Annotated in this window: 22 protein-coding genes; 7 read left to right on the top strand and 15 right to left on the bottom strand. The window is 71.5% G+C overall.

All coding sequences use genetic code 11. The features are described from left to right. Positions 1-85 precede the first annotated feature (85 nt). The gene (locus tag ORI60_RS37210) at positions 86-1,045 is read right to left on the bottom strand and encodes an alpha/beta fold hydrolase (RefSeq protein ID WP_266042711.1); all 960 of its coding nucleotides are present in this window, start codon (positions 1,043-1,045) and stop codon (positions 86-88) included. 124 nt (positions 1,046-1,169) lie between these two features. Between ORI60_RS37210 and ORI60_RS37205 the strand changes: the two genes are divergently transcribed. After that, positions 1,170-2,120, top strand: a complete 951-nt coding sequence (locus ORI60_RS37205; protein WP_266042710.1) for a helix-turn-helix transcriptional regulator — start codon at positions 1,170-1,172, stop codon at positions 2,118-2,120. Between the two features lie 37 nt (positions 2,121-2,157). Here the strand turns inward: ORI60_RS37205 and ORI60_RS37200 are convergent, their stop codons facing one another. Together ORI60_RS37200 and ORI60_RS37195 are read right to left on the bottom strand one after the other, a co-directional pair. Then, complete coding sequence (locus ORI60_RS37200; protein ID WP_266042709.1) at positions 2,158-4,080, bottom strand: glycoside hydrolase family 44 protein; 1,923 nt, start codon at positions 4,078-4,080, stop codon at positions 2,158-2,160. Positions 4,081-4,259: 179 nt separating this feature from the next. Then, the gene (locus ORI60_RS37195) at positions 4,260-4,880 is read right to left on the bottom strand and encodes a PadR family transcriptional regulator (protein WP_266042708.1); all 621 of its coding nucleotides are present in this window, start codon (positions 4,878-4,880) and stop codon (positions 4,260-4,262) included. 82 nt (positions 4,881-4,962) lie between these two features. Between ORI60_RS37195 and ORI60_RS37190 the strand changes: the two genes are divergently transcribed. Further along, entirely contained in the window at positions 4,963-5,406 is a 444-nt protein-coding gene (locus ORI60_RS37190) for a hypothetical protein (RefSeq protein ID WP_266042707.1), read from the top strand. A gap of 53 nt (positions 5,407-5,459) precedes the next feature. Next, entirely contained in the window at positions 5,460-5,819 is a 360-nt protein-coding gene (locus ORI60_RS37185; RefSeq protein ID WP_266042706.1) for a hypothetical protein, read from the top strand. Between the two features lie 67 nt (positions 5,820-5,886). On the opposite strand, the gene ORI60_RS37180 is transcribed toward ORI60_RS37185, so the two are convergent. From ORI60_RS37180 to ORI60_RS37165, 4 genes are read right to left on the bottom strand one after another with little or no spacing between them, the layout of a single operon-like run. After that, positions 5,887-6,894, bottom strand: a complete 1,008-nt coding sequence (locus tag ORI60_RS37180) for a C40 family peptidase (RefSeq protein WP_266042705.1) — start codon at positions 6,892-6,894, stop codon at positions 5,887-5,889. Positions 6,895-6,905: 11 nt separating this feature from the next. Continuing rightward, entirely contained in the window at positions 6,906-7,391 is a 486-nt protein-coding gene (locus ORI60_RS37175) for a poly-gamma-glutamate biosynthesis protein PgsC/CapC (RefSeq protein WP_266042704.1), read from the bottom strand. After that, on the bottom strand, positions 7,384-8,796 hold the full coding sequence (gene pgsB, locus ORI60_RS37170; protein ID WP_266042703.1) for a poly-gamma-glutamate synthase PgsB: 1,413 nt from the start codon (positions 8,794-8,796) through the stop codon (positions 7,384-7,386). The genes ORI60_RS37175 and pgsB overlap by 8 nt, the downstream gene beginning before the upstream one ends. Continuing rightward, positions 8,793-10,913: a HAMP domain-containing protein gene (locus tag ORI60_RS37165; protein ID WP_266042719.1), complete on the bottom strand. Its 2,121-nt coding sequence runs from the start codon at positions 10,911-10,913 to the stop codon at positions 8,793-8,795. Before ORI60_RS37165 ends, pgsB begins: the two co-directional genes overlap by 4 nt. Positions 10,914-11,220: 307 nt before the next feature. Here ORI60_RS37165 and ORI60_RS37160 point away from each other — a divergent pair, with 307 nt between their 5' ends. Beyond that, complete coding sequence (locus ORI60_RS37160; protein WP_266042702.1) at positions 11,221-12,105, top strand: hypothetical protein; 885 nt, start codon at positions 11,221-11,223, stop codon at positions 12,103-12,105. A 187-nt stretch (positions 12,106-12,292) separates the two neighbouring features. Here ORI60_RS37160 and ORI60_RS37155 read toward each other — a convergent pair whose 3' ends face one another. From ORI60_RS37155 to ORI60_RS37140, 4 genes are all read right to left on the bottom strand, one after another. Then, the gene (locus ORI60_RS37155; RefSeq protein ID WP_266042701.1) at positions 12,293-12,910 is read right to left on the bottom strand and encodes a DUF1345 domain-containing protein; all 618 of its coding nucleotides are present in this window, start codon (positions 12,908-12,910) and stop codon (positions 12,293-12,295) included. Between the two features lie 79 nt (positions 12,911-12,989). Beyond that, positions 12,990-13,796, bottom strand: a complete 807-nt coding sequence (locus ORI60_RS37150; RefSeq protein WP_266042700.1) for an alpha/beta fold hydrolase — start codon at positions 13,794-13,796, stop codon at positions 12,990-12,992. Between the two features lie 9 nt (positions 13,797-13,805). Beyond that, positions 13,806-14,678, bottom strand: a complete 873-nt coding sequence (locus ORI60_RS37145) for an alpha/beta fold hydrolase (RefSeq protein WP_266042699.1) — start codon at positions 14,676-14,678, stop codon at positions 13,806-13,808. 10 nt (positions 14,679-14,688) lie between these two features. Further along, a complete protein-coding gene (locus ORI60_RS37140; protein ID WP_266042698.1) occupies positions 14,689-17,469 on the bottom strand; it encodes a helix-turn-helix transcriptional regulator in 2,781 nt (926 codons plus the stop codon). A 399-nt stretch (positions 17,470-17,868) separates the two neighbouring features. Here ORI60_RS37140 and ORI60_RS37135 point away from each other — a divergent pair, with 399 nt between their 5' ends. From ORI60_RS37135 to ORI60_RS37125, 3 genes are all read left to right on the top strand, one after another. Then, positions 17,869-19,356 carry an MFS transporter gene (locus ORI60_RS37135; protein WP_266042697.1) on the top strand — a complete coding sequence of 496 codons (1,488 nt, stop codon included), beginning with the start codon at positions 17,869-17,871 and terminating at the stop codon, positions 19,354-19,356. After that, positions 19,343-19,960 carry a class I SAM-dependent methyltransferase gene (locus ORI60_RS37130; RefSeq protein WP_266042696.1) on the top strand — a complete coding sequence of 206 codons (618 nt, stop codon included), beginning with the start codon at positions 19,343-19,345 and terminating at the stop codon, positions 19,958-19,960. The genes ORI60_RS37135 and ORI60_RS37130 overlap by 14 nt, the downstream gene beginning before the upstream one ends. A 230-nt stretch (positions 19,961-20,190) precedes the next feature. After that, positions 20,191-20,661, top strand: coding sequence for a cupin domain-containing protein (locus ORI60_RS37125; RefSeq protein ID WP_266042695.1), 471 nt, complete (start codon positions 20,191-20,193; stop codon positions 20,659-20,661). Between the two features lie 22 nt (positions 20,662-20,683). Here the strand turns inward: ORI60_RS37125 and ORI60_RS37120 are convergent, their stop codons facing one another. The 4 genes from ORI60_RS37120 to ORI60_RS37105 all read right to left on the bottom strand — a co-directional run bounded on the left by ORI60_RS37120 (position 20,684) and on the right by ORI60_RS37105 (position 23,799). Then, entirely contained in the window at positions 20,684-21,196 is a 513-nt protein-coding gene (locus tag ORI60_RS37120; RefSeq protein WP_266042694.1) for a MarR family winged helix-turn-helix transcriptional regulator, read from the bottom strand. A gap of 114 nt (positions 21,197-21,310) precedes the next feature. Continuing rightward, positions 21,311-22,345: an aldo/keto reductase gene (locus ORI60_RS37115; RefSeq protein ID WP_266042693.1), complete on the bottom strand. Its 1,035-nt coding sequence runs from the start codon at positions 22,343-22,345 to the stop codon at positions 21,311-21,313. Further along, the gene (locus ORI60_RS37110) at positions 22,342-22,764 is read right to left on the bottom strand and encodes a DUF1761 domain-containing protein (RefSeq protein WP_266042692.1); all 423 of its coding nucleotides are present in this window, start codon (positions 22,762-22,764) and stop codon (positions 22,342-22,344) included. The genes ORI60_RS37115 and ORI60_RS37110 overlap by 4 nt, the downstream gene beginning before the upstream one ends. Before the next feature lie 81 nt (positions 22,765-22,845). Next, entirely contained in the window at positions 22,846-23,799 is a 954-nt protein-coding gene (locus ORI60_RS37105; RefSeq protein WP_266042691.1) for an AraC family transcriptional regulator, read from the bottom strand. Positions 23,800-23,839 lie beyond the last annotated feature (40 nt).

Genomic DNA, 23,839 nt, shown 5'->3' with positions numbered 1-23,839 from the left:
GGTTCGGATCACGCCGCCGGGACCGACGCTACCGAAAGGGCGCGGTTCCGGGCGCACGGTTGACCACGGACCGCGCGGTTGCCCGTCAGGCCGGGTCGCCCGGCCGGCCGGGCAGCTGGTCCAGCCACTTCAGGATCAGCTGGTTCGTCTCGTCCGGCTTCTCCTGCTGGATCCAGTGACCGCAGTCCAGGCCTGTCACTTCCACGTCGGGCACGAACTCCGCCAGTCGTTCGAACCTCGGGATCGTGTCTCGGTCGCCGTAGATCATGAGTGCGGGCTGCCGGACGACCGGGTCGAGGCCGGCCAGCAGGTGCCAGTTGCGGTCGAGGTTCCGGTACCAGTTGATGCTGCTCGTGAAGCCCGTCGACTCGAAGGCGGAGACGAAGACGGCCAGTTCGCCGTCGCTCATCACGGGCTCGCCGAGGGGTGTCTCCGCCCTGGCGAGATCGATCATCGCCATCCCCGGCCGAGGCGGTGTCGGGGGCTCGTTCTTCCGGAAGATGTTGCGCAGGAACCGAGCCGTGTGCTGGTCGAGCACGGCGTCCGCGACGCCCGGCTGCCGGTTGAAGTGGACGAAGTAGAAGTCGGGGCCGAGCACGGCCTCCACGGCCTCGATCCAGGGCGTCTCCCCGCGCTCCTGGTAGGGCAGGCTCAGCGCCACCACGCCGTTCACCCTGGTGGGGTGCAACAGGGTCAGGCCCCAGACGACGAACGCGCCCCAGTCGTGGCCGACGAAGGTGGCGTCCTCGTAGCCGTAGTGGTCGAGGAGTGCGACGAGGTCACCCGACAGGTGCTCGATGTCGTAGTCGGTCACCTCGGCCGGGCGGGACGAGTTGCCGTAGCCGCGCTGGTTCGGGACGAGGACGTGGTAGCCCGCCGCGGCCAGGGCCGGCACCTGGTGGCGCCAGGAGAAGGCGTGCTCCGGCCAGCCGTGGCAGAGCACGACGGGCTTGCCCGCGTTCTCCCTGCCCGCTTCGAAGACCTCGAGCTCCACACCGTTGACGGAGACGAGGGCAGGATCGGGGAAGCCGGTCGGATCGAACATCGCATTTCCGCTCTGTCGTGGGGACGTCACCGTCGGCGCAGCCGATGGCGGACGCGGTCGTGGCGACATCTTGCTGACCGAAACAGGACATCCCCTGACCGGTTTCCGTGGGAGTGTCGGCGGTGTGAGAGCCGACCGGCTGATGGCCGTCCTTCTGTTGCTGCAACAGCGAGAGCAGCTCACCGCAGCGGACGTCGCCCGCGAGCTGGAGGTGTCCGAGCGCACCGCCCGCCGTGACTTCGACGCCCTGGCCGTGGCCGGCGTGCCCGTCTACTCCGTCCAGGGCCGGGGCGGCGGCTGGCGGCTCGTGGGCGGCGCCCGCACCGACCTGTCCGGGCTGACCTCGAGCGAGGCCCGCGCCCTGTTCCTGGTCGCCGGCCAGGCCTCGGCCGCGACGCCGGCCGTGAAAGCGGCGCTGCGCAAGCTCGTCCGCGCCCTGCCGGAGCCGTTCCGGGTGCAGGCCGAGGCGGCGGCGTCGTCGTTGGTCGTGGACCCGCAACGGTGGGGGTCGAGCCGGGTCGAGCACCGGCCGCCGCCCCGCTTCCTCGACGAGCTCCAGGACGCGGTGATCCGCGGTGTCCAGGTGCGGCTCGGCTACGTCGACGGCAACGGCGCCGAGACCGCGAGAACCGTCCACCCGCTGGGCATCGTCGCCAAGGGCCCGTGGTGGTACCTCGTCGGCAACACCGACGCCGGCCGGCGGACCTTCCGGGTCGACCGCGTGTCGTCCGCCGACCCGACCGGCGATCCCGTGCGCCGGCCCGACGGTTTCGACCTCGCCGAGAGCTGGCGCGAGATCGCCGGCGAGGTCGACCGCAGGCGGACGCCCCTCGAGATCCAGGCGACCTGCTCACGCGACGGGATGGCCCGGCTCCGGATGGTGCTCGGCGACCGGCTCGAGGTCGGAGGGTCCACGGCCGGCGGCCGCGTCGAGGTCGTGATCCGCGGCTACAACGAGTACGCGCTCGCGGGCGAGCTCGCCGGAATGGTCGAGTGGCTCGAGATCACCGGGCCCGCGGGTGTGCGGGACCACCTGGTCTCGATCGGCAACGCACTCGTCGAACGGTACGGCTGAGACCGGTCCGCGCCGATCCTCCAAGCCCTCACCACGATCAGGTGGGAACGCAGGTCAGCCTGGGCGCAGCCGCTCCGCCGGTGGCCTGGAACCCGAAGGTGGTGCCGCCACCGGCACCGATCGAGCCGTTCCACCCGACGTCCGCGGCGACCACGCCGGTGCCGTTCTGCTGCAGGGTGGTGTTCCACGAGTGGGTGATCCGCTCACCGGCCGGCAGTGTCCAGCTCACTCGCCATCCGCCCATCTCCGTCCTGCGGTTGTTGGTGACGGTCACCGTCGCCACGTGCCCGGTGCCCCAGTCGCCGTTGACCTGCAGGCTCGCCGAGCAGCCCGCCTGGGGCAGGACCAGCAGGGTGATGGAGTTCGCCGGGTAGGTCGCCTCGACCCGGCCATCACTCACCGGGAGATCACCGCCACGCACGATGGCGCCCAGGTCGGCCGGGCCGTAGGTGAACCGCTGCGCCGCACCGGTGCTCTCGAACCCGGCCAGCGACAGCGGTGAGGTCAGGTCCTCGCCGGTCTTGTTGACGACCATGACGGTCAGCGCCTTGTCGGAGGAGCGCTCCGCGGCGTAGACGGCCAGCTCGCCCTGGTCCGCGGAGGTCGCCGACACGCTGGTGTCACCGAAGCGGCTGCCCGCGCCGTCGTAGTTGCGGTACATCCGGAACGCGTACGCACCGGGATCGGTCGGCTTGGGCTCACCCCACATCGTGGCGAGGTCGAGGCCCTCGCGCCCGAAGACGCCGAGGACGTCCGCCTGCGCCAGCGCGCCGTTGATGTCGTCGAGCGCGCCCCAGTTGTACTCGGTGATCGCGGTCTTGGTGCCGGGGTAGTACTGGGCGATCCACGACTTCATCGTGCGGATGAACTGCAGCGGCGGCGCGTTGACCCCGCCCGGCCCGATCCACGACTCCTCGACGTACGTCGGATCCCACAGCGACCGGATCGACCGCAACCGCAAGGCGTTGCTCTCCGGATCCTTGCCGCTGCCGATCTGCGGGTAGAAATGCTGGTCGAAGTAGTCGAGGTAGCGCGTGCCCCCGTGCGCGTCGCTGTAGTCCTTCATGTTCTTCAGGTACCACTGGGAGAGGTTGAGCCCACCGTGCGCGGCCGAGTCGGCACCCGGTCCGCATCCGTCCACTCCGGACGCAACCCACTCGCAGTACCCCCAGCCGGACGGGCCGAGGACCGCCGCGCTCGGGTCGGCCGCCTTGATCGCCGCGGCGGTCGCGGTGCCCTTGTTCCCGAGTTCGTCGTACGAAACGGGCTCCGGGTGCACGTCGCGATGCGTGTGAGCCCACAGCACGGGCTCGTTGTCGAGCTCGTAGATCGGCACGCCACCCTGCGCGGCAGTCCCGAACCTGTCCACCAGGTGCGACACCATCTCCCCCGCGAACGACGCGTCCACCCTGATCGAGGTGTCGGTGGGCACGGCGGTGAGGTTGGTCCCGCCCAGCTGGCCGTTGCCGCAGTGGGGATCCCACTCGTCGAAGCTGTCCTGCTGCGGGAACCGGGTCGCCGGGAACCCGCAGGCGAACGGGTGCTGCGACGGCGAGTCCTTGGCCACCCAGCCGATCATGGGCACGGTGACCACCGGCTTGATGCCGCGGCCGAGGTTGGCCCCGACCATCCCCTCGACGGAGCGCGCCTCGTCGGCGACGATGTTCTCGAAGAACCAGTCGCTGCCGGTGTTGTGCGTGCGGTTCTTGAAGTTGTAGCGGCTGGACGCGTTGCCGCCCCAGCGGGCCACCGTCTGACCGATCTCGGCGTTGAACGCCGGATCGCCGCCGTTCAGTCCGTAGATGCCGGGGCTGATCGCGTGCCGGGCGGTGGAGGAGTCCACCGACAGCGCGGGCCCCGCCGTCGCCGCCGCGGCGCTCGTGGCTGTCTGAGCGGTGAACGTCGCCGCGACCAGGGACGCCGTCACACCGGCGGCCGTGATCGATCGCGGTTTCCGCAATCGCCGATTACCTGCCACGAAGTCCTCCCCTGCGCCAGGGCACCGATACTTCTTCGCACCTGACACTGGCGAGGAATCTGAAACGCGTCAAGCTGCGACAACTGATTCGACACATTCGACTCGAACAATCGAGGCGCCTATCAGAAAATATGCTCGACGAATTCAAGAAATTCAGCGCATCACCAGGGCGTCCGGCCTGTGCCCAGTCGGGTGAGCAGGTCGAGGGAGTCCGTGCCGCGGCTGCCGGACGAGCTCCGGACCTGCTGTTCGGCCCAGTCCGCCCACTGCCGGGTCATCTGCGCCAGTCCGACCCGGTACGCCTGGGTCAGGCCGACGATGTGCGCCCGGTCCGGGTAGGGCTCGTCGCCGGTCGTGTAGTCGCGCGTGATCGCGGCCGCGCCGGCCTGGGTTCGATCGGCCCAGGCGCGCATCGCCTCGATGGCAGCGAGCAGGTCGTCCTCGTCGCCGAGGTCGGAGAACAGGATCTTCATCATCGCGTCGAACTGGAACTGCGGTTCGGCGGCGGGATCGGACAGCCAGCGGCGCAGCTCCGCCTGCCCGGCCGGGGTGATCGAATAACGCGTGCGGCGGCGCCCGCCGTTGGCCTCGACGGCCGCCGAGGCCAGGCCGTGGGCCACCAGCGCCTTGGGCTCGTTGTAGACCACGCTCTCGGCCGTTGCCCAGAACGTGCCGCTGCGCCGGAACTGCTGCGCCAGCTCGTAGGGCGTGTGCGGACGCAGCCCGAGCAGCCCCAGGATGCCGTACGACACCGAGGTGAGTTTCTTGGTCCGGCCGGCCAACTACGCCTCCTCCACCTTGCCACGTACTCCGTTTCGGAGTATAGACATGCTCTGAAACGGAGCATCCACGACGAGGTGTCCCATGACTCAGACACCACCCACCCGCGCCACCGAATGGCCTGCCCAGGGCCGGCTCGCCCTGATCCTGTCGGTGGTCGCCGCCGCCGCGTTCGGACTCCTGGCCGGCTTCGGCGCGGGGCTGGACGGGTCCTGGCTCTCCGAACTGCCCCACTTCGGCCGGGTGTACGTCGCGGTGGCGTGGATCGCGGTCACCCTCGCGCCCGCACTGGGGTGGATCTTCGTGGGCCTTGCCGCGCTCCTGGGCTGCATCGCCCTGTGGACCAAGGGTTTCCGGTCTGGCCCTTGGCCCCCGGAGTTCGTCCTCACGGCCGTTCTGATGACCCCGATCTACGCGTTGATCCTCATCGGCCTGCTGTTCGTCGGGCCGCTCGCGCTGTCGCTGCTGTACTGGGTCGTGTCGGTTCTGGACAACTGCCCGCCCGGCGAATACTGCCCGACCTTCTGACACAGGTCGAAAACGCATTGCGCGGGTGCGGCCCGCCGTCGAGGCTGCAGCGCGTGGGGATGATGGATGCCGTCGCGGCTCGGGTCGCCGGCGGCGAGGAGGTGCGGTTCCGCCCGACCGGCTCGTCGATGGTGCCGTTGATCCGCAGCCGCCAGCTGGTGACCGTCGCGCCGGTCGATGCCGCGAAGCTCGAGGTGGACGACATCGTGCTGGCGCGGGTCGCCGGAACGCTGTACCTGCACCGGGTGACCGCGATCGCCGGCCAGCGGGTGCAGATCGGGAACAACCGGGGCCGGATCAACGGCTGGACCACCAGGGACCGGGTCTTCGGACTCTGCGTGGACGTGGACGGAGTTCCGCGCAAGAACGTCGAAGGCAAGATCGTTCGCGACGACCCGGCCGAGAACACCTGACACCCGTTCCCGCGGTGGTCGAACGCCGTTGCACGGTCGATCACCGTTCCCGGCTGGGCCGCCTCGGTCAGAGACGGCGGGCCGATCGCCACGCCGTGGAGTAGGTACCGCCGTCGTCGAGCAGGGAGGTGCCGCCGACGTCGCCCATCGTCGGGCCGTTCATGCGTTCCCTGCTGGAGATGAAGCGGTGCTTGCCGCGGTTGTCGATGCCGAGGTAGATGCCGACGTGGTCGAGCGTCTCGGGGTCGTCCTCCACCTCGAAGAACACCAGATCTCCCGGCTGCAGCGCGGAGTAGCTGGTGGCGCGGCGCAGTTCGTTGCGGACCAGCTGGACGCCGGGGCCGAACTCGGAGATCGCGAAGGCACGACGAGGCAGGCCGGGTCCGGCGGTGTTGGTGTTGAGCAGCGGCATGCCCAGGCGGTAGCCGAACACCAGCCGGACGTACCCCGAGCAGTCGACGGCGCCGTAGCGGGCGCGGTCGGGCTTGCCCGCGGGGCCGTTCGGGAACGGCCACGGCACGCCGAGGTAGTCGTAGAAGTCCGACTGCTCCTGCCTGCCCGCGCCGGAGGCCTTCACCGGGCCGAACGACGCGTCGCCGCGGAACCGCACGCCCGCGGCGTCCTTCTCGGCCGGCGCGTCGACCGCGTACTGGGTGGCGATCTCCAGGACGTCCGGGGTGGTGTCCTGGCGGGCGGTGCGGAACCACTCGGCGAACCAGCTCGCCTTTTCCCCGCCCTCGGCCCACGGCTGGGGCAGCAACCGCACCCACGCCGAGGTGTTGACCGTCGCCGCCGTGGCCTTCGGTTCGCTGAAGGACCTCGGGGAGCCGTTGATCAGCGCGGTCCGCGCTTCGTCGGTGAACGTGGCGACGACGCCGCCGGCGCGGTCGCGCACCACAGTCCTCTTCGGACCGCCGACGCGCTCGAAGGTCAGCTCCGGCCCTGCCTGAGCGGTGGTCTGCTCCGTCGCCGGCGTTGCCGGGGCCATGGTGTCCCGCGGCCAGAACACGACGGCGCCGGCCACGAGCGCGACGACGGCGACAGCGGCTCCTGTCAGCATGCCCTTGTGCTTCATCGGCACCTCCATCACACCGTGGGAACCAGGCCGACCAGGACACCGCTCGCCAGCACGCCGTAGCCCGCGGCGCTGACGACGCCGGTCGCGATCATCGTGACCAGCGGCGGCTGCCGCACCAGCTGGTAGGCGATGAGGCCGGGCACGACGAAGCCGAGCGTCTGGTGCGCGAACAGCAGCGGGTAGTCGCTTTGGATGAGAAGGAACAACGTCGACTGCAACAGCACGCCGGTGAGCACGACGGCGGCGAACAGCCGCTTGCCGTAGAGGATGACGACGCGCTGCAGGAGCTTGACCGCCCCGAACGTCACGCCGCTCATCACGGCCACCAGCAGGGCGCGGCGGTAGTCCTCGACGAGCGTCAGCGCCAGCCATCCCGGCGTGATCATGCCTCCGGGCGACAGGTTAGTGGTCAGGTAGCAGGCCAGCGAGAACACCAGGCCGATGGCGAGGCCCAGCGTCGCCACCTCGGGGAGGAGAAGTGCGCCGTTAGTCATGGGTGATTCCTGGTCTGGGCGCCGGATGACGCTGTGGATGAGGTCTCGGAGGCTGCGCGCGCGGAACCCGCTGTTGCCTGTGCGGCTGGTCGAAGAGATGGCCGCGGATGGATGTGCGGGACCTGACCGGAGGCGGCGCCTGCCTGCGCACGGGAGGCGGAGGCGGTGCCTGCCTGCGAACAGGGGGCGGGGGAACCGGTGGGGAGACCTGGTGATGCCTCTCCGCGGGGACGGGCTCGTCGAGCTCGTCGACGGCGTGCAGCAGCACTTCGCCCTGCCCGTGGATGTTGCCGATGGCGATGAGGGAGACGGTGTCGTCCACGTGGTCGAGGATCGAGTCGAGCAGGTCTTCCCCGGTGCGCGCACCGCCGAGGTCGCTCACCCGGTCCTGCCACTCGTCGGCGATGCTGAGCCGCGCGCTGCGGGTCGGCTCGCCGATCAGCACGACGCGGTCGGGATCGATCCGCGCCACGAGCTCGCCCATCTGCCCGTTGCGCTCGACGCGGTCCGGCCGGCAGTTGATGACGACGTGCAGCGGGCGGCTGATCGATCCCTGTTCCAGCAGGCGTTCGACGTTCATCAGCGTCGACTCGGGGTCGTTGGCCGCGAAGACGTTGGCGAGCTTGATCTCCTTGCCGTCCCGCGTCCTGGTCTGCACGGACAGCACACCGGGATCCGGTGGCGCGGCCCACATGCCCGCCAGCGCCAGCTGCCGGTTCACGCCGAGCAGGTCGGCGACCGCCAGCGCGATCGCGACGTTCTCCTTGAACGTGACCCAGGTGAACCCGGCCATCTCCTCGTCGGTGACCGACTCGGGATCGACGGCGATCAGCTCGCAGTCGCGCTTCGCCGCCTCGTGCTCGAGGATCTCGAGCCTGTCGCGCTCGGCGGTGACGCACACGCCGCCCACCGGCATGGACCGGCTGAGCGAGCGCGCGACGTCGTCCAGCGTCGGTCCCATCTCGGCGAGGTGGTCCTCGCGCACGTTGCACAGCACGCCGATCGTGGACCGGATCAGCTTGCTCTGGTTGATCTCCTGCAGGTCCGGCATCACGGCCATGCACTCGATCACCAGCGCGTCGGAGCGGTAGGCGGCGGCGCGGCGCACGATGCCGATCTGCTCGACGACGTTCGCGATGCCCCACTTGCGGTACACCGGTTCCTCGCTGCCGTCCGGGTGGATGAACCTCGCGGCCGTGCCGGTCGTCTTCGCCGTCGTCACCAGACCGCCACCGCGCAACGCCCCGGCGCACAGCCGGGTGATCGAGCTCTTGCCGCGAATGCCGTTGACCAGCACCCGGTGCTCGATCTTGCCGAGCTCCCCCAGGTGGGCGCGCTGCTCGACGACTCCCGCGATCAGCAGGCCGGTGGTGAGCACCACGAAGACCACGTACAGGTAGGTCACGAGCGTCTTCCCGCCCTGGCCGGGGAACGCCTGCGCGGTGCCGGTGCCGCGACGGGCTCCATCAGCATCGTCGGCTCGGTCGCGGACCCGCTCGGGCGGCGGACGTCACCCAGCCTGTCGGGACCCTGCACGACGGCCTGCCTGCAGATCTCCAGGCAGCTCGCGATCGTGCCGATCTCGTCGTGGCGCTGCGGGTAGATCACGGACTTGAGATCGCCCGCGACGAGGCCGTCGGCGGCTCGGGCGACCCTGCGCAGCGGCCCCAGGACGGTGAACAGGATCCAGCCGTAGCCGAAGAGCGTCGCCAGAGCGGCGATCAGGGCGAGCAGCTGGGCGTGGCGGCGGGTCTGGTTCTGCGGCAGCGCGAGCTCGCTGCCCGGCTTCTCGGTGGTGACCGTCCAGCCCAGCCGGCCGACGGAACCCCCGAGCACGGCGGCCGAGGCCACGATCGCCGGCTCCTTGGAGCCCTGGTGGACCTCGGCGACGGCACCGCCGTTCTTCGCCGCCTCCGCGCTGCGCCGCAGGCTCTCCTCACCGACCTGCTCGAAGGCGACGAAACCGTCGGTGGCGCTGATGGTGCGGAAACCGGAGTCGACGACCCTGGCGTGTCCCGGCACCTGGCTCAGCAGCACCCGCAGGTGGTCCAGGTCGTACTCGCCGATCAGCGTCACGCCGTCGAGGGCCAGCGGTACCTCGGCGAAGATCACCGGCACGCGCCCGGACTGGTTCTGCTGCCGCACACCGGAGTCGCGCGCGGGACTCTCACTCGTGCGCAACGGCGGGCGCCCGATCACGTCACCGGTGGCCGCTCCCCCGCGGTCCACCAGGTAGAGGCTGCGGTACCGGGTCTGGCTCGCGAGCAGCTCCCGCAACGACGCCCGCAAGGTCCGCGTCACCGCCTCGGCGTCCCCGGCGGCCTTGGTGCCGGCGGCGAGCGCCTCGAGGTCTGCCAGACCGTCGTTGACGCTGCGCCGCAGCGCCTCGGTCGCCTTGCCGGTCTGCACGCGCGTGCTCGCCACCACGGCGGCCGGGATCTCCACCTGCGACGTGCGGAACGCGACCAGCATCCACGCCGACCAGGCGAACATCGACAGCGCCACCACGAGGCACACGACCCGCGCGCTGATCCGCCCGATCTTCCGCTCGCGTCCGACGTCGTCGCCGTTCAGCCGCTCCTGGCACACCTCGCCCGCCGCGGCGATCCGCGCCACCTCCGCCGCACGGCTCGCGCGGATCTCCGCGTCGAGCCGGCCGGCCGCGACGCGCAGCAGGTCGGCTCGTACCGCGACCACGGGCTGCGTCATGTACCGGCGCACGCAGAAGAACCCGAGCAGGGCCAGAACGACCAGCACGGCGCCGGGAACGACACCCGAGCCGGCGGAGTCGGTACCGGCCAGGGGGCCGTCCGAGACCGCGACCACAGCGAGGTCGAGGCTTTCCGGGCTGCTCGACGGCGTCACGCGGGCGTAGGTGAGCGTCGGCTGCACCTCGTCGCCGGCGGTGCCCAGCACGGGGCGCGGCTCGCCGCCCGCAGCCGCCTTGCCCGCGCTCGCGACGAGTGCCTCGGTGCCCGCGTCGCGCCCCTGCGCGAGTGGCCCGCTGGCGGCCAGCACCTTGCCGGTCAACGTCGTGAGCAGCAACGACTGCCGCAACGCGGGGTCGGGGTCGGCATCGGGCAGACGGATCGTCGTCGTCGCCGCGAGCAGCTGGCCCTCCGGCAACGGGGACACCGCGACGAGCACGAGCTCACCGTTGGCCGCGACGGTCGACGCGGCCGTGGGAGCCGTGACGTCCTTCGGCACCGCCTGCACCGGAACGGGCTCACCGCGAGTGGCGACCAGCGTGCGGGACTGCGCGGCGAGCACCGAGACGCCACGCCACTTCTTGTTGCGCATCAACGCGTCGAGCATCGGCTCGGTGCCGGCGGACGCGCCGGGAGCGGCGACGGTGCGCAGGTCGCTCAGAGCCTGGCTGGCCGTCGCGCCGATCGCCCGTGCGGTGCCGGCCGCGATCTGCTGCTGCGACTCGATGAACGCCTGCGGAACCTCGCGGCCCTCCCGCGAGTCCAGCAGCACGACCGTCACCGCGGCGAGGCAGAGGAAGAACACGAGCAGCACGACCGGCAACGGCCGGACGGCGAACCCGGATTCGGGCAGCTGGGCGGCCAGTCGCCTGGCCTGTCTGTCACCTTGCGTAGCGGCTCCGTCACCGCTCGCGGAAGTTTTGTGGCGCGCCACTGGATCGGCCCATCCTCACGTCACAGGCACGCCCCCGACTGCGATGCCCCCAGGTCCTGCGATCTCATAGATTGTGCATAAAGCCCGATATGTGTATCACCTGTACGGGCGTATGCGGGCATCGAGTGAGCGAAATGGACTACGTCAAGTGACCTCTTCTGGGCCTAGGGCCCACTATTGGCTGATCTTGCTGGGGGTCGCCGTAGTTCTCGTCGGGGCACTCGTCGTCGCCATGCCGGCGCACGAAGAACCGTCGCCGCGGCCTGCCGCCACCTCGGTGGAGGAACGGGTCCAGCAGTACTCGGCCGCGCTGCGCGAGGACGCCGCGTACCGGCCTCCCAGCAACGATGAGCGGCGGACCTTCGTCGACGCGCTCACCTCGCTGAGCTCAGGACGCCCGGACGACGTGCCGGCGGTGGCCGGTCCGTTGCGAGCCCTGGGCATGAGCGTCGCCCAGGGCGTCGACGACCGGACCGGCCGCGCCTACGTGATCGTCTCCAGCGAACCGAACGCGGAACGAGGCTGGGGGCTCTACGTGGTGGATCTCACGCGGCCGACGCGACTCGCACTGCAGGTGCCGCATCCGGCGAACGACCTGCGCACCGACGAGATCGGGCTGGACCTGTTCCGCAAGGTGCCCGGCAGCGTGCTGGCGGTCTCCGGCACGCACCGCGCTGTCGCCAACGGCGCGGGTGACGCCGCACACCGCACCGACTCCATGTTCCACGCGCTCGCCGTCGAGCACTCGGACCGAGGCCTGCCCCAGGTGCAGTTGCACGGGTTCGGCGACGACAGCCTCTCCTCCGCGGACGCGGTGATCTCACCCGGCGCGGGTGAGGCCGGGCCGGAACACCGGCGCATCGCGGACGGGCTGGAGGACGTGCTGCGCGTCTGCCGGGCGTGGACGCGCGACTGCGGTCAACTGGAGGGACGGCGCAACAAGCAGGGCGGCGTGGCCGCCGAGCACGGCGTGACGTTCGTCCACCTGGAGGCGAGCAGAGCCGTTCGAGACGACGCGGCGACGTGGCAGGCGATGGTCTCCGTCACCGCCGAGGTCTTCGCCAGGGCTTGACGTCCACGCCGTCAGGCCGCGGTCACGGCGGGCGGCTGAGATTCGACCAGGGCAGAAGTCCCGCCGCTGGAACGAACGGCACTTCACCGACCTGGTCCACTTCGGACAGACACCGGGCCGGGGGTCACTTCGCGGGTCTGCGACCACCCCGGCTGCGGCCATCGATCCTGTGTGGACGGTCGGGTGATCAGCCGCCGATCACGCCGATGGCGATGCCGAGCATCGCGGTGTTGTAGACGAACGAGAGCACGCCGTGCGCGAGGACCCGCAGGCGAATCCCGGAGGTGTGCGACTCGACGTCGGAGACGGCGAAGGTGGTGCCGACGGTGAACGAGAAGTAGGCGAAGTCGATGAACGTCGGGTGTTCGGTGCCGGGGAACGTCAGCAGCTTCTCGGGCAGGGCGGCGTAGTAGGCCTGTGCGTAGCGGTCGGCGTAACCGAAGTGCAGGATCCCCCACGCCAGCAGCACGGCGGGCACACCGACGATCTTGCCGTTCATCGCCTCCTGGGTGCCTTCTTCGGCGACGACGATGAGCAGGCCGGACATGATCCCGATGACGCTGGTGATCAACGTGAACAACGTGCCGCTGCGACGGCCCAGCGCGGTCTTGACCCACGCGCCCTGGTCGTCGCCCGCCCGCTTTCCCCGCCTGAGGCGGATGATGCGGATCGCGAGGTAGACGACGGCGAGGACGTCCCACAACGCGATCCACCTGAGGTCGTCCAGGAAGAAGATCGGGACACCGAGCAGGACGAGCGTGCCCTCGATGATCCGGGACAGCACGATGGACGGGCTGAAGCGCATGACTTTCCTTCGTCGGGACAGCAGGGGTGGCCGGTCGGACCGGCCCCGCGACCGTCCTGGTCGCGGGGCCGGGAGGGCGTCAGCCCGCGGCGCGGAGGACGAGTTCGGCGACCGCGTTCGGACGCGAGACCGCCACGGCGTGCGAGGCTCCGTCGACCGTTGCGGTGGCGCGCGAGCCGGCCCGGTCGGCCATGAACTTCTGCGCCCGCAAGGGGATGTTCTTGTCGGCACCGGCCAGCAGGAACCACGAGGGGATGCTCGCCCAGGAGGGCGTGCCGGACGCCTCGTTCAGGGCGGCGTCCCGGATGGGGCGCTGGGTGCTGGCCATGAGGGCGGCCTGTCGCGCCGGGACGTCGGCCGCGAACTGCTGCCGGAAGAGCGCGGGCTTGATGTAGAGGTCTGCCGAGCCGTCGGGCAGCGGGACCGGTGCCAGCGTCTCGCCCAGCGTGCTGCCGGGGTACTTCGCGGCGAGCTGTGCCGCCGCCTCACCCTCGGCGGGGGCGAAGGCGGCGACGTACACCAGAGCCTTCACCTTCGGGGAACGCGCCTTCACGTTGCTGATGACGGCGCCGCCGTAGGAGTGGCCGACGAGCACCACGGGGCCGTCGATGGCGGCGAGACGCGCGTCGAGGGCCTCGGCGTCCGAGGCGACTCCGCGCAGGGGGTTGGCCACGGCGACGGCGGTGAAGCCGCGTCGCTGCAACCGTTCGATGACGGGGTTCCAGCTCGCGCCGTCGGCGAAGGCGCCGTGGACGAGGACGATCGTGGGCTTCTGCCCGGCAGCCGGGTGGGCGGCCACCGCGTTCGAGATGCCGAACAGGGTGAGACCCGCGGCGACGAAGAACACGAGCAGCAGAGCGGTGGTGCGGTGGGTGAGCGTGTGCATGTCCGGTTCTCAGTCTGTGAGGAAGGCGATCAGGGCGGCGTTGACCTCGGCCGCGTGGGTGAGCAGCAGGCCGTGCGGCGCGCCGTCGATCTCGACGTAGCGCGCGTCGGGCAGGCGGCGGCGGAACTCGCGGGCGGTGGCGTCGATCGGCAGGATGCGGTCGGCGGTGCCGTGCAGGATCAGCGACGGCACGTCGATGCGCTCCACGTCGGCCCGGAAGTCCGTCAGCCACGCCGGGACGCACGCGTACGCCGCCACGGGCGCCGAGGCGATGGCGGTGGCCCAGTTCGCGCGCAGCGCGGCGTCGCTGAGACGGGAGCCGAGGTTCTCGTCGGTGTTGAAGAAGTCGACGAAGAAGTTCTCGTACCAGGCGTAGCGGTCGGCCTCGGCCTGCTCGGCGATGCCGTCGAACACCGACTGCGGCACGCCCGCGGGGTTGTCCTCGGTCTGCAGCAGGAACGGCTGGAGCGCGCCGAGGAAGGCCGCCTTCGCCACGCGCTGCGAGCCGTAGGTGCCGAGGTAGCGGGCGACCTCGCCCGAGCCCATCGAGAAGCCGACGAGGACGACGTCGTTCAGGTCGAGCCGGGTCAGGACCTCGTCCAGGTCGGCCGCGAAGGTGTCGTAGTCGTAGCCCGTCATGGTCTTGCTCGACCGGCCGAAGCCCCGGCGGTCGTAGGTGATGACCCGGTAGCCGGCCTTCACCAGCGCGTCGGTCTGCTTCTCCCACGACTGCCCGTCCAGCGGGTAGCCGTGGATCAGGACGACCGGCTGGCCGGAGCCGTGGTCCTCGTAGTACAGCTCGACGTCGGTCGAGCCCTCGGTGCCGACGGTGATGGTTCCCATGGTGCCTTCCCGCCCGTCCGCCGTGTGCGGACCGGGCATGGCACGAAACCTAGGGAGCGAGCAGGGCCGGCCGCGTCCGTCGGACTACGTCTTCGGCGTACGTCATCGTGCCGCGCAGCACTGCCGCCAGCTCGCCTCGTGACGTCACGCCCAGCTTGGGGAACATCCGTTGCAGGTGCGTGCTCACCGTCCTGGGCGAGACGTACAGCCGCTCACCGATCTCCCGGTTGGTGAGCCCCTGCGCGGCGAGCTGGGCGACGTGCAGCTCGGTCGACGTGAGCCGGTCGACGGCGGCCGGGTCCTGGCGGGGCGAGGACGTGCCCGCCGCGCGCAGCTCCTGGCGTGCCCGCTCCGCCCAGGCCGACGCGCCGAGGGCGTCGAAGACCTCGCGCGCGGCCTGCAGGACGACGCGGGAGTCCGCGGGCCGCCGGTGCCGCCGCAGCCACGCGCCCAGGGCGAGGTGCACCCGCGCCCGTTCGAACGGCCAGTCGACCGGGACGGCGTCGAGGGCGACCCGGTAGAGCTGCTCGGCGGTGTCCGGCGGGCTGAGCAGCGCGCGGGCGAGGCTCACCCCGCAGTGCAGGGCGGGTGAGGGCGTCCCCTCCGCGAGCGGCGTCAGTTCCCGCAGGACCTCCCGCGCCGCGTCGGTGAACTCGCTGCGCACGGCCGCCTCGACCAGTTCGGCGACCCCGTAGAACCGCAGCCAGGGGTGGAAAGCGGGATCGACGGGGTCGAAGACGCGCTGCAGGTGCCCGAAGGCGTCGCCGTAGCGCCCCTGGCAGAGGGCTTCCTGGCCGCGGGCCATCTGCACGATGGCCAGTGCCGGGCGCGCGCCACAGGGCAGAGCGGTGCGCTCCGCCTCCGCTGCCCACGCCTCCGCCTGCGGGTCGCCGCAGACCGCGGCGATCTGTGCGCGGATGGCGTGCACCATCGCGTGCACGAGGGGCTGACCGGTCTCGCGTGCCAGCTCGGCGGCCTCCTCGGCGGCGAGGTGAGCGGCGCGCACGTCGCCCAGACGAGCGGCACTGCCCGCCTGGACGCACAGAGCCCTGGCCAGCATCGACAGACGTCCCTGCGCCCGGAGCGGGTCGAGCGACCTCGCTGTCAGCCGGCCTGCCAGGGCGGGAGCGCCCACCGTCACCGCGGCGGCGCCCAGGAGCTGGTCGCCCTCGGCGTCCTCGGACGAGCGCTCCAGCTGACCGGCCAGGGCCTCGAGGGCCGCTCGTCCGCTCTCGACGGGTGCGCAGTAAGCGCGCAGCGCCACCAGGTCGGCGTTGTCCGCGTCCACGGGCATCCGGCCGGCCGCGGCGGCGACCCGCAGGCGGGCGGCCGGGCCCGGCTCTCCCCAGAAGCAGTGCAGGACCGCGCCCCACAGCATGCGCAGTCCGAGCACGGGCTCACCACCGGCGGCGATCTCGACGGCCAGCTCTGCCAGTTCGGCGGTCGCGGTGCCCTCGCCCTGCGCCGCCCCCTCGACCAGGGCGATGCCGACCCAGGCCGCACGGCCCTGGTCCCGGACCGACAGGTCCAGCGAGCGCGCCTGGGCGACCAGGTGCGCCGCGACGTCGCTCTGGCCCGACTCCAGGGCGAGCTCGGCGGCGCGCAGCAGCCGGTCCGCCCGCGCGGAGGGGTCCGCGGTCAGCTCGGCCGCGCGCCGCAGCGCGGCCAGTGCCGCGCCGACGCCACCGCGCCGCACGGCCCTGCCGGCGGTGAGGTCGAGGTCCCGCGCCGCGTGCTCGTCCGGGCCGGCGGTGGCGGCGGCGCGGTGCCACGCCTGCCGGTCGGGCTGCCCCTGGAGCTCGCGGGCGAGAGCGGCGTGTGCGGCCTGGCGTTCCGCGGCCGTCGCGGCGTGGTGCATCGCCGAACGGACGAGCGGGTGCCGGAAGACCATCCCCCAGGGCTCCAGCAGGCCCGCGCCGACCGCCGGCTCGAGGGCGGCGACGCCGACCTCCGTCCCGAGCATCCGGGCAGCGGCGGCGAGGCACTCGTCCATGGTTCCGTCACCGTTGAGGGCCGCGAGGAGGAGAACCGCCCGTGTGTCGGCCGGAAGCTGCGAGACCCGCGCCGTGAAGGTGCGCTCCAGCCGTTCGGTCAACGGCAGCGGCCCCGGCGTGAGCGCGTACGCCCCGCCGACCGACCGCAGCGCGACCGGCAGCTCGGTCAGCGCCAGCGGGTTCCCGGCCGCCTCCACCAGCAGCCGCCGCCTGACCTGCTGTCCCAGGCCGGGAGCCACCGCGTCCAGCAGCTCACCCGACACCTCGTCCGTCAGCGGGTCCAGGGGCAGCACGGGCAACCCGGCGCAGCCGAGCCGGTCGTCCAGGCAGCGGGTGACGGCGACCAGGGCGAGGGGGTCGGACTCGATCCGCCGCGCGACGAACCCGAGCACGTCTAGGCTGTCCCGGTCCATCCAGTGGGCGTCCTCGACGACCACCAGCAGCGGTGTCCTCACCGCCGCGTCCGACAGCAGGGTCAGCGCGGCCAGGCCGACGAGGTAGAGGTCGGGCACGGACTCGTCGACGAGCCCGACGGCCGCGCGCAGGGCGGCGCGTTGCGGCCCCGGCAGGTCGTCGATCCCGTCCCGGAGCTGGTGGACCAGCTGGTGCAGGCCGGCGCAGGGCACGTCCTCCTCGGACTCCACGCCCACCGCCGTGATCACCCGCGTCCCGCGCTCGGCGGCCCGCTCCGCCGCCTCCGCGACCAGCGCCGACTTGCCGATCCCGGGGGCGCCGAGGACGACCACCGCGCCACCCGACCCCGAGGCGGCCTGCTCGACCAGGGCGGCCAGCGCACGGCGCTCCGTCTCGCGACCCAGCAGCGCCCGTCGTTGCATGCCGCGCTCTCTCTTCCGTGTGACTCCCCGCTGCCGGCGAGCGGCCGCGGTCCGCAGAATGGCACGCGCGTCGCTCGGGGCAAAGCGAGGGCTCCAGTGCCTGCGGGAGTATTTGAGCACCAGCCCGAACATTCCACGCACTCGTCGCTCACGAGGTGGCGCGGTTCACATTCAGGCCTCGCGCCCGCCTGACCTCTGACAACCGTCGATCCGAACACCCGGCGGTCGGCTTTCGGCTAACGTGGGCTCAGCCTGCCGGGCCTGTACTTCTGCTACCACAGGATGATTCACGAACGTCCGAAGGATGAGGTGCGGCGGTCCGGAATTGGCCAGACTGAAAACCGTGCACCGCCCTCTGCGTAAGGCCCCCTGGTTGTGACCGATTCCCCCAGAACGCTGGTGGGCAGTCGCTGGCTCGTGCTGGCGATCCTGTGCGCCAGTCTGCTGCTGGTCTCCGTCGACGCGACCGTGCTGCACATGGCCCTGCCCGCGCTGGCGGAGGACCTCCGGCCCACCGCCACCAGCCAGCTGTGGATCATCGCGGTCTACTCGCTGGTCGCGGCTCCGCTGCTGCTCGCCTTCGGCACGCTGGGCGATCGGTACGGCCGGCGCCGGATCCTGGTGCTCGGCTACGTCGTGTTCGGACTGGCCTCGCTCGCCTGCGCGTGGGCGCCCGACGTCGCGGTGCTGATCGGCGCGCGGGCCGTGCTGGGCGTCGGTGGCGCGATGATCATGCCGGCCACGCTGTCGCTGTTGCGCCAGGCGTTCCCCGACCGCGCCGAACGCCAGACGGCCATCGGCATCTGGAGCGGGGTGGCCGGTTCGGGTGCGGTGCTCGGGCCGCTGCTCGGCGGTTTCCTCGTGGAGACGTTCTCCTGGCACGCCGCGTTCCTGATCAACGTGCCGGTGATGGTCGTGGCGATCCCGCTGACCTACTGGCTGATCCCGGAGTCCGCGGACCCGCCGGACGGTCCGTGGGACGTGCTCAGCGCGGTGCTGGCCGGGCTGGGCATCATCGGGGTCGCGTTCGCGGTCAAACAGACCCCGCACGGCGGCTCGATGTACGTGCTCGGCCCGGTCGCCGGGCTGCTCGGGTGCCTGCTGCTCGTCGCTTTCGTCCGCAGGCAGCGAAAGCTGGCTGTTCCGCTGCTCGACGTGACGCTGTTCCGCGACCGCACCTTCAGCGTCGCGGTCGGCAGCGTCCTGCTGGTCCTGACCTCGCTGGTCGGCCTGGGCCTGCTCTTCGCCCAGTACCTCCAGCTCGTGCTCGCGCTGCAACCCCTGCCCGCCGCGTTGCGGCTGATGTTCGTCATGGCCTCGGCGGTCGTCGGCAGCATCGTCGCCGGACCGTTGCTGCAGCGGTTCGGGAACCGCCGGATGACGGTCGCCGGGTTCGCCGTCAGCGCGGTGGCCCTGGCGGCCGCCGCGGTGGGTCTGACGGTGACCGAGAACCTGTGGCTGTTCGGGCCGGTGCTGGCGGCGACCGGGTTCGGTGTCTCGATCTCGCTCACCGCCGCCTCCGACGCCCTGCTCGCCGCCGCACCGGCCGAGCAGGCGGGCGCGGCGGCCGCCGTGGAGGAGACCGCCTACGAGCTCGGCGCCGGGCTCGGTGTCACGGTCCTCGGCAGCATCGCCACGCTGATCTACGCCGCCAGCCTTCCCGGCGCGGCGACGCAAGCGCACGACGGCCTCACCGAGGCGGCGGCCGCGGCCGCCGCGCTACCGCCGGAAGAGGGCGCTCAGCTGCTCGAACTGGCCCGTGCCGCGTTCGTGACAGGGGTGCGGGCCGCGCTGATCGTCGGCGTCGTCCTGTTCGTCCTCGCCACGATCGCCGCGGCACGCGCGCTGCCCACAACGAAGGAATCACACAACGATGACCGAGCTTGATCTCAAGACCAGCACGACACATCCGGCCGAGCCCGGTGTCAGCGGCGGCTGGCGCACGCCCGACCGCCTGTACCGGCTGATCAGCAGCCCGGTGCTGCGCATGATCCTCGGGTGGGACCTGCCCCGCCACGACCTGAGGGTGATCAGGCGCCGCACCGGCACGGTCTGCATGGAGGTCGGCAGCGGAGGCGGTTTCTACACCACGGCGCTCAAAAGCCGTCTGGGCGACGAGAACACCCTGATCGCCCTCGACCCGTCACCGTCGGCCATGCGGTCACTGCGGCAGCGGCTGGACGGCGTGCCCGGCGCGCGAGTGTCCTGTTTGGCCGGTGACGGCTGCAAGCTCCCGCTGGCCGACGACCAGGTCGACACCCTGTTCTACGGGTACAGCCTGGAGGAGATGCCCGACCCGCTGGCCGCCATGCGCGAAGCGCACCGCGTCCTGCGGCCAGGCGGAGAGCTCGTCCTGTTCCTGTGGCGCCCCGTGTTCACCCGGCACCGCCGCCGCCCGGTCGTCGCGCTGCTGGACGAGCTCTTCGAACGCCGCCGCGCCTCGGCCGGGCCGCAGAACATCCGCCTGATCTACCGCAAGCCCGTTGAGTGACAGCGTTCAGGCGGCGGCGAGCCGCTCAATGCTGCGGTCAAGCACGAGGCGTGAACTCGGCGTCGTGACCGGATCGGTCCACTGCGGACGGTGAGGTGAATGCGTGACGCCGGTCACTGCACTCGCACCGCAGGAACACCGGGACCGCATTACCTGTTCGAACAGGTAATTGCGTCGACCGCCGCCACCGAGGCCGCGGCCCGCGGTCCCGAGCCGAGGAGAGCAGTCCGATGAGCATCGCCTACCTGGCACAACCCGGGCAGCAGCAGGAGCTGGAGTGGATCGGCGGCAGCACGTTCTCCGTCCTCCTCGACAGCGCGGCCACCGAGGGACAGCTCACCGTCGGCCGTTTCGCGGTCGAGAAGGGGGAAGCGCCGCCGTTCCACATGCACACCAGGGAGGACGAGGTGTTCCTGTTGATCTCCGGCACCGCCCTGGTCTGGTCGGGTGACGACGAGGCGGTGGAGATGGAGGAGGGCGGCATCATCTACCTGCCCCGCAACGTGCCCCACGGTTACCGCATCACCTCGGACCGCGCCGACCTCCTGATGATCGCCACTCCCGGCGGCATCGAGGGCATGTTCCGGATGGCCGGACGGGACAGGTCCACACCGAGGCCGGACGGTTTCGAGCTGTCCCAGGAGCTGATGGCCGCGGCGGCCGACGAGTTCGGCCAGGTCGTCCTCGGCCCGCCGCGCTGAGCGTGCCGGGACGACTTCCCGTTCAGGGACCGACTTCGTCGATCCGGACCCGGCCGAGGTTCTTCTCCAGCCGCTCGAGCACCTGACGCGCCTCGGCCCTCTCACCGTCGTCCAGGCCGCGCAGCGTCATCTCCTCGAGCCGGCGCCAGGTCAGCTCGACCTCCTGGCGCAGGGCCTGGCTCTCCGGCGTCGGCTCGACGACCACGACGCGCCGGTCGGACTCGCTGCGGTTGCGCCGCACGAACCCGGCACGTTCCAGGCGCTGGATCATCCTGGTCATCGTCGCCGAGTCCGAGTCGAGAGCGGTGACCAGATCGGACTGGCTCTGCGGACCCACGTCCCAGAGCCGCATCATCAGCAGCTCCTGGTTCGGGTGCAGCCCGATCCGCCGCAACAGCTGACCGGCCACCATGCGGTGGATGCGGGCGAGCCGGAAGATGGCGTGGCTGACCGGGCCGCCTCGTGCGGCGGCCGGCGCCGTCACGGTCGTGGCGGCGGCTTCGCCGTCCACCGCCTCACTTCCCGGCTCGGGCACGCACGACCCCCTCGCTCCGCGCCGGCCCGCTGCCGGGCGCCGACAGCATCGTATTCGCAGCGTGCGCCACGTCGCCGACCGCGCGTCCCGCCGTGACCTGTGCCGGCGCGGTGATCAGACGGCGGCGCGCTCGCCGGACGGGCGGCGCCGCAGTGCCGGGTTCGCCAGAGCCGGTGGCACGTAGGCGATGTCGAGCGTGCCGAGGTCGGTGCCGGGCGGCACGATCTCGTCGATCCGGTCGAGCACGTCGTCGCCCAGCACCACGCCCGCCCCGGCGATCAGGTCGTCGAGCTGCGCCGCGGTGCGCGGCCCGATGATCGCCGAGGTGACACCGGGATGCGCGACCGTGAACGCCATCGCCATGTGCGTCAACGACATTCCCGCCTGCTCGGCCACCGGGACCAGCCGCTCGACGGCGTCGAGCTTGTGCTCGTCGGTCATGTGCCTCGGCAACCAGTGCATGCGGGCGGGGTGGCCGTCCGACGGGCGGTCCCCGCGGTACCGGCCGGTGAGCAGCCCTCCCGCCAGCGGGCTCCAGACCAGCGTGCCCATCCCGTACCGCTCGCACACCGGCAGCACGTCGCGCTCGACGCCCCGGTTCAGGATCGAGTAGTGCGGCTGCTCGGTGCGGAACCGTTCCAGCCCACGGCGTTCCGATGCCCAGTGCGCCTCGGCGATCTCGGCAGCGGGCAGGTTGGAACAGCCGATGGCGCGGACCTTGCCGGCCCTGACCAGATCGGTCAGCGCCGACAGCGTCTCCTCGACGTCGGTGCGCGGATCCGGGTGGTGCACCTGGTAGAGGTCGATGTGGTCGGTGCGCAGCCGGCGCAGCGAGTGCTCCACCTCGGCGATGATCCAGCGCCGCGAGCTGCCCGACCGGTTGCGGCCCTCCCCCATCACCCCGTTGACCTTCGTCGCGAGCACCACGTCGTCGCGCCTGCCGCGCAGCGCCTTGCCGACGATCTCCTCGGTCTCCCCGCAGGAGTACACGTCGGCGGTGTCGACGAAGTTGATCCCGGCGTCCAGTGCGCGGTGGACGATCCGGACGCAGTCGTCGTGGTCGGGGTTCCCCACCTGCCCGAACATCATCGTGCCCAGGCAGTACGCGCTCACCTCGATGCCGGTGCGGCCGAGCACGCGCGTCCTCATCGGAACGCCACCACGATCAGCGCGGTCACGACGATGCCGACGAGGTGGTACGCACCGGAGATCAGGCCGTAGAACAACGGCCGCGGCATGTTCGGGTTGATCGCGATGATGACGGTGTTCGCGGCCAGGTAGCCGACACCGACGACCAGCGCGAACACCACCGCGTCGGTGACGGCGCCGATGTCCAGCGCGGCCATCAGCGCCGCGGTGGTGATCACGACGAACAGCGTGGCGACGGCCGGTCCGCCGAAGAACAACGCCGGCTGGGCCGGCTGGGGAACGCTCTCCCTGCCGAGAGAGGCGGCGTACGGCTTGGCGAACAGGACCGCGAACCAGACCCCGCCGAGCGCGGAGTACGCGACGACGGCCAGCAAGACCGCGATCCAGTTGATCGAACCCAACGCGCTGAGCACAGACATGTCCGCATTTCCTCCGATACCAACGGCCTGGTGCCGTGAACAGGCGCCACCCTCGCCGGTGAAGAGGACACGGTTCGTCCGCTACCGCACAGGAGCGCCAGTGGCCTGGATCACCACGCCGGTGTCGTCGCGCTGCTGCCGGCGGAACTTGCCGGGCGCCACGCCGAACTCCCGCTTGAAGGCGTTGGAGAAGGCGAACTCCGAGGTGTAGCCGACGGTGCGGGCGATCGCGGCCAGCGGCGCCTGGCCGTCCCGCAGCATCCGCGCGCCGGTGCTCAGGCGCCACCAGGTCAGGTAGGCCATCGGGGACTGCCCGACGAGCGAGGTGAACCGGCGGGCGAAGGCCGTCTTGGACAGTCCGACCTCGGCGGCCAGTTCCTGGACCGTCCACGGGTGCTCCGGCGAGCGGTGGATGCGCTGCAACGCCGTGGCGACCACGGGCTCCGTGAGCGCCACGCACCAGCCTCCGCGTGGGCCGTGGCGCGACGCTTCCTCCTCCAGCCAGGCGCGCAGCAGGTAGACCAGCAGCAGGTCCATCAGGGCGGGTACCGCCGCGGCGGCGCCGGGGCGGGCTTCGATGAGGTCCGCGCCGAGCAGGTCCACCGCGCTGCGCAGGGCGGAGTGGTCACCGAGCCGGGCGGGGAGGTGGACGACTTCGGGCAGGGACCGCAGGAACGGGTGGGCCTGCCCGCGATCGAGCCGGTAGGCCCCGCACAGCAGCTGCGCCTGGCCCGGCGCGGGCTCGTGGTCCGGCGGGCCCGCCTCCGGTGCCAGGGGCAGCTCGGCGATCGTCCTGTCCGGACTGCCGCTCATGCCGTGCACCGCGCCGTGCGGCAGGAACACCACGTCGCCCGCGCCCAGGGCGATGGGAGAACCGGCAGGGGGGATCAACCAGCAGTTGCCCTCGAGGACGACGTGGAAGCCCGCTCCCGGGTAAGGCCCGAACGCGTAGCCCCACTGACCGCTCAGGCGGGACCTGGTGAACTTGGCGCGGCCCGCGCGAACGGTGGCGATCACGTCGCTGAAGACGTCCATCACCCCATAGTACGTCGCGCCTGGTGGTCCGATGGAGTAT

The sequence above is a fragment of the Lentzea sp. NEAU-D7 genome, from assembly GCF_026242055.1.
Classification (GTDB): Bacteria; Actinomycetota; Actinomycetes; order Mycobacteriales; family Pseudonocardiaceae; genus Lentzea.
The sequence above is the reverse complement of the archived record's forward strand: the minus strand, read 5'-3'. Positions and strand labels throughout refer to the sequence as shown.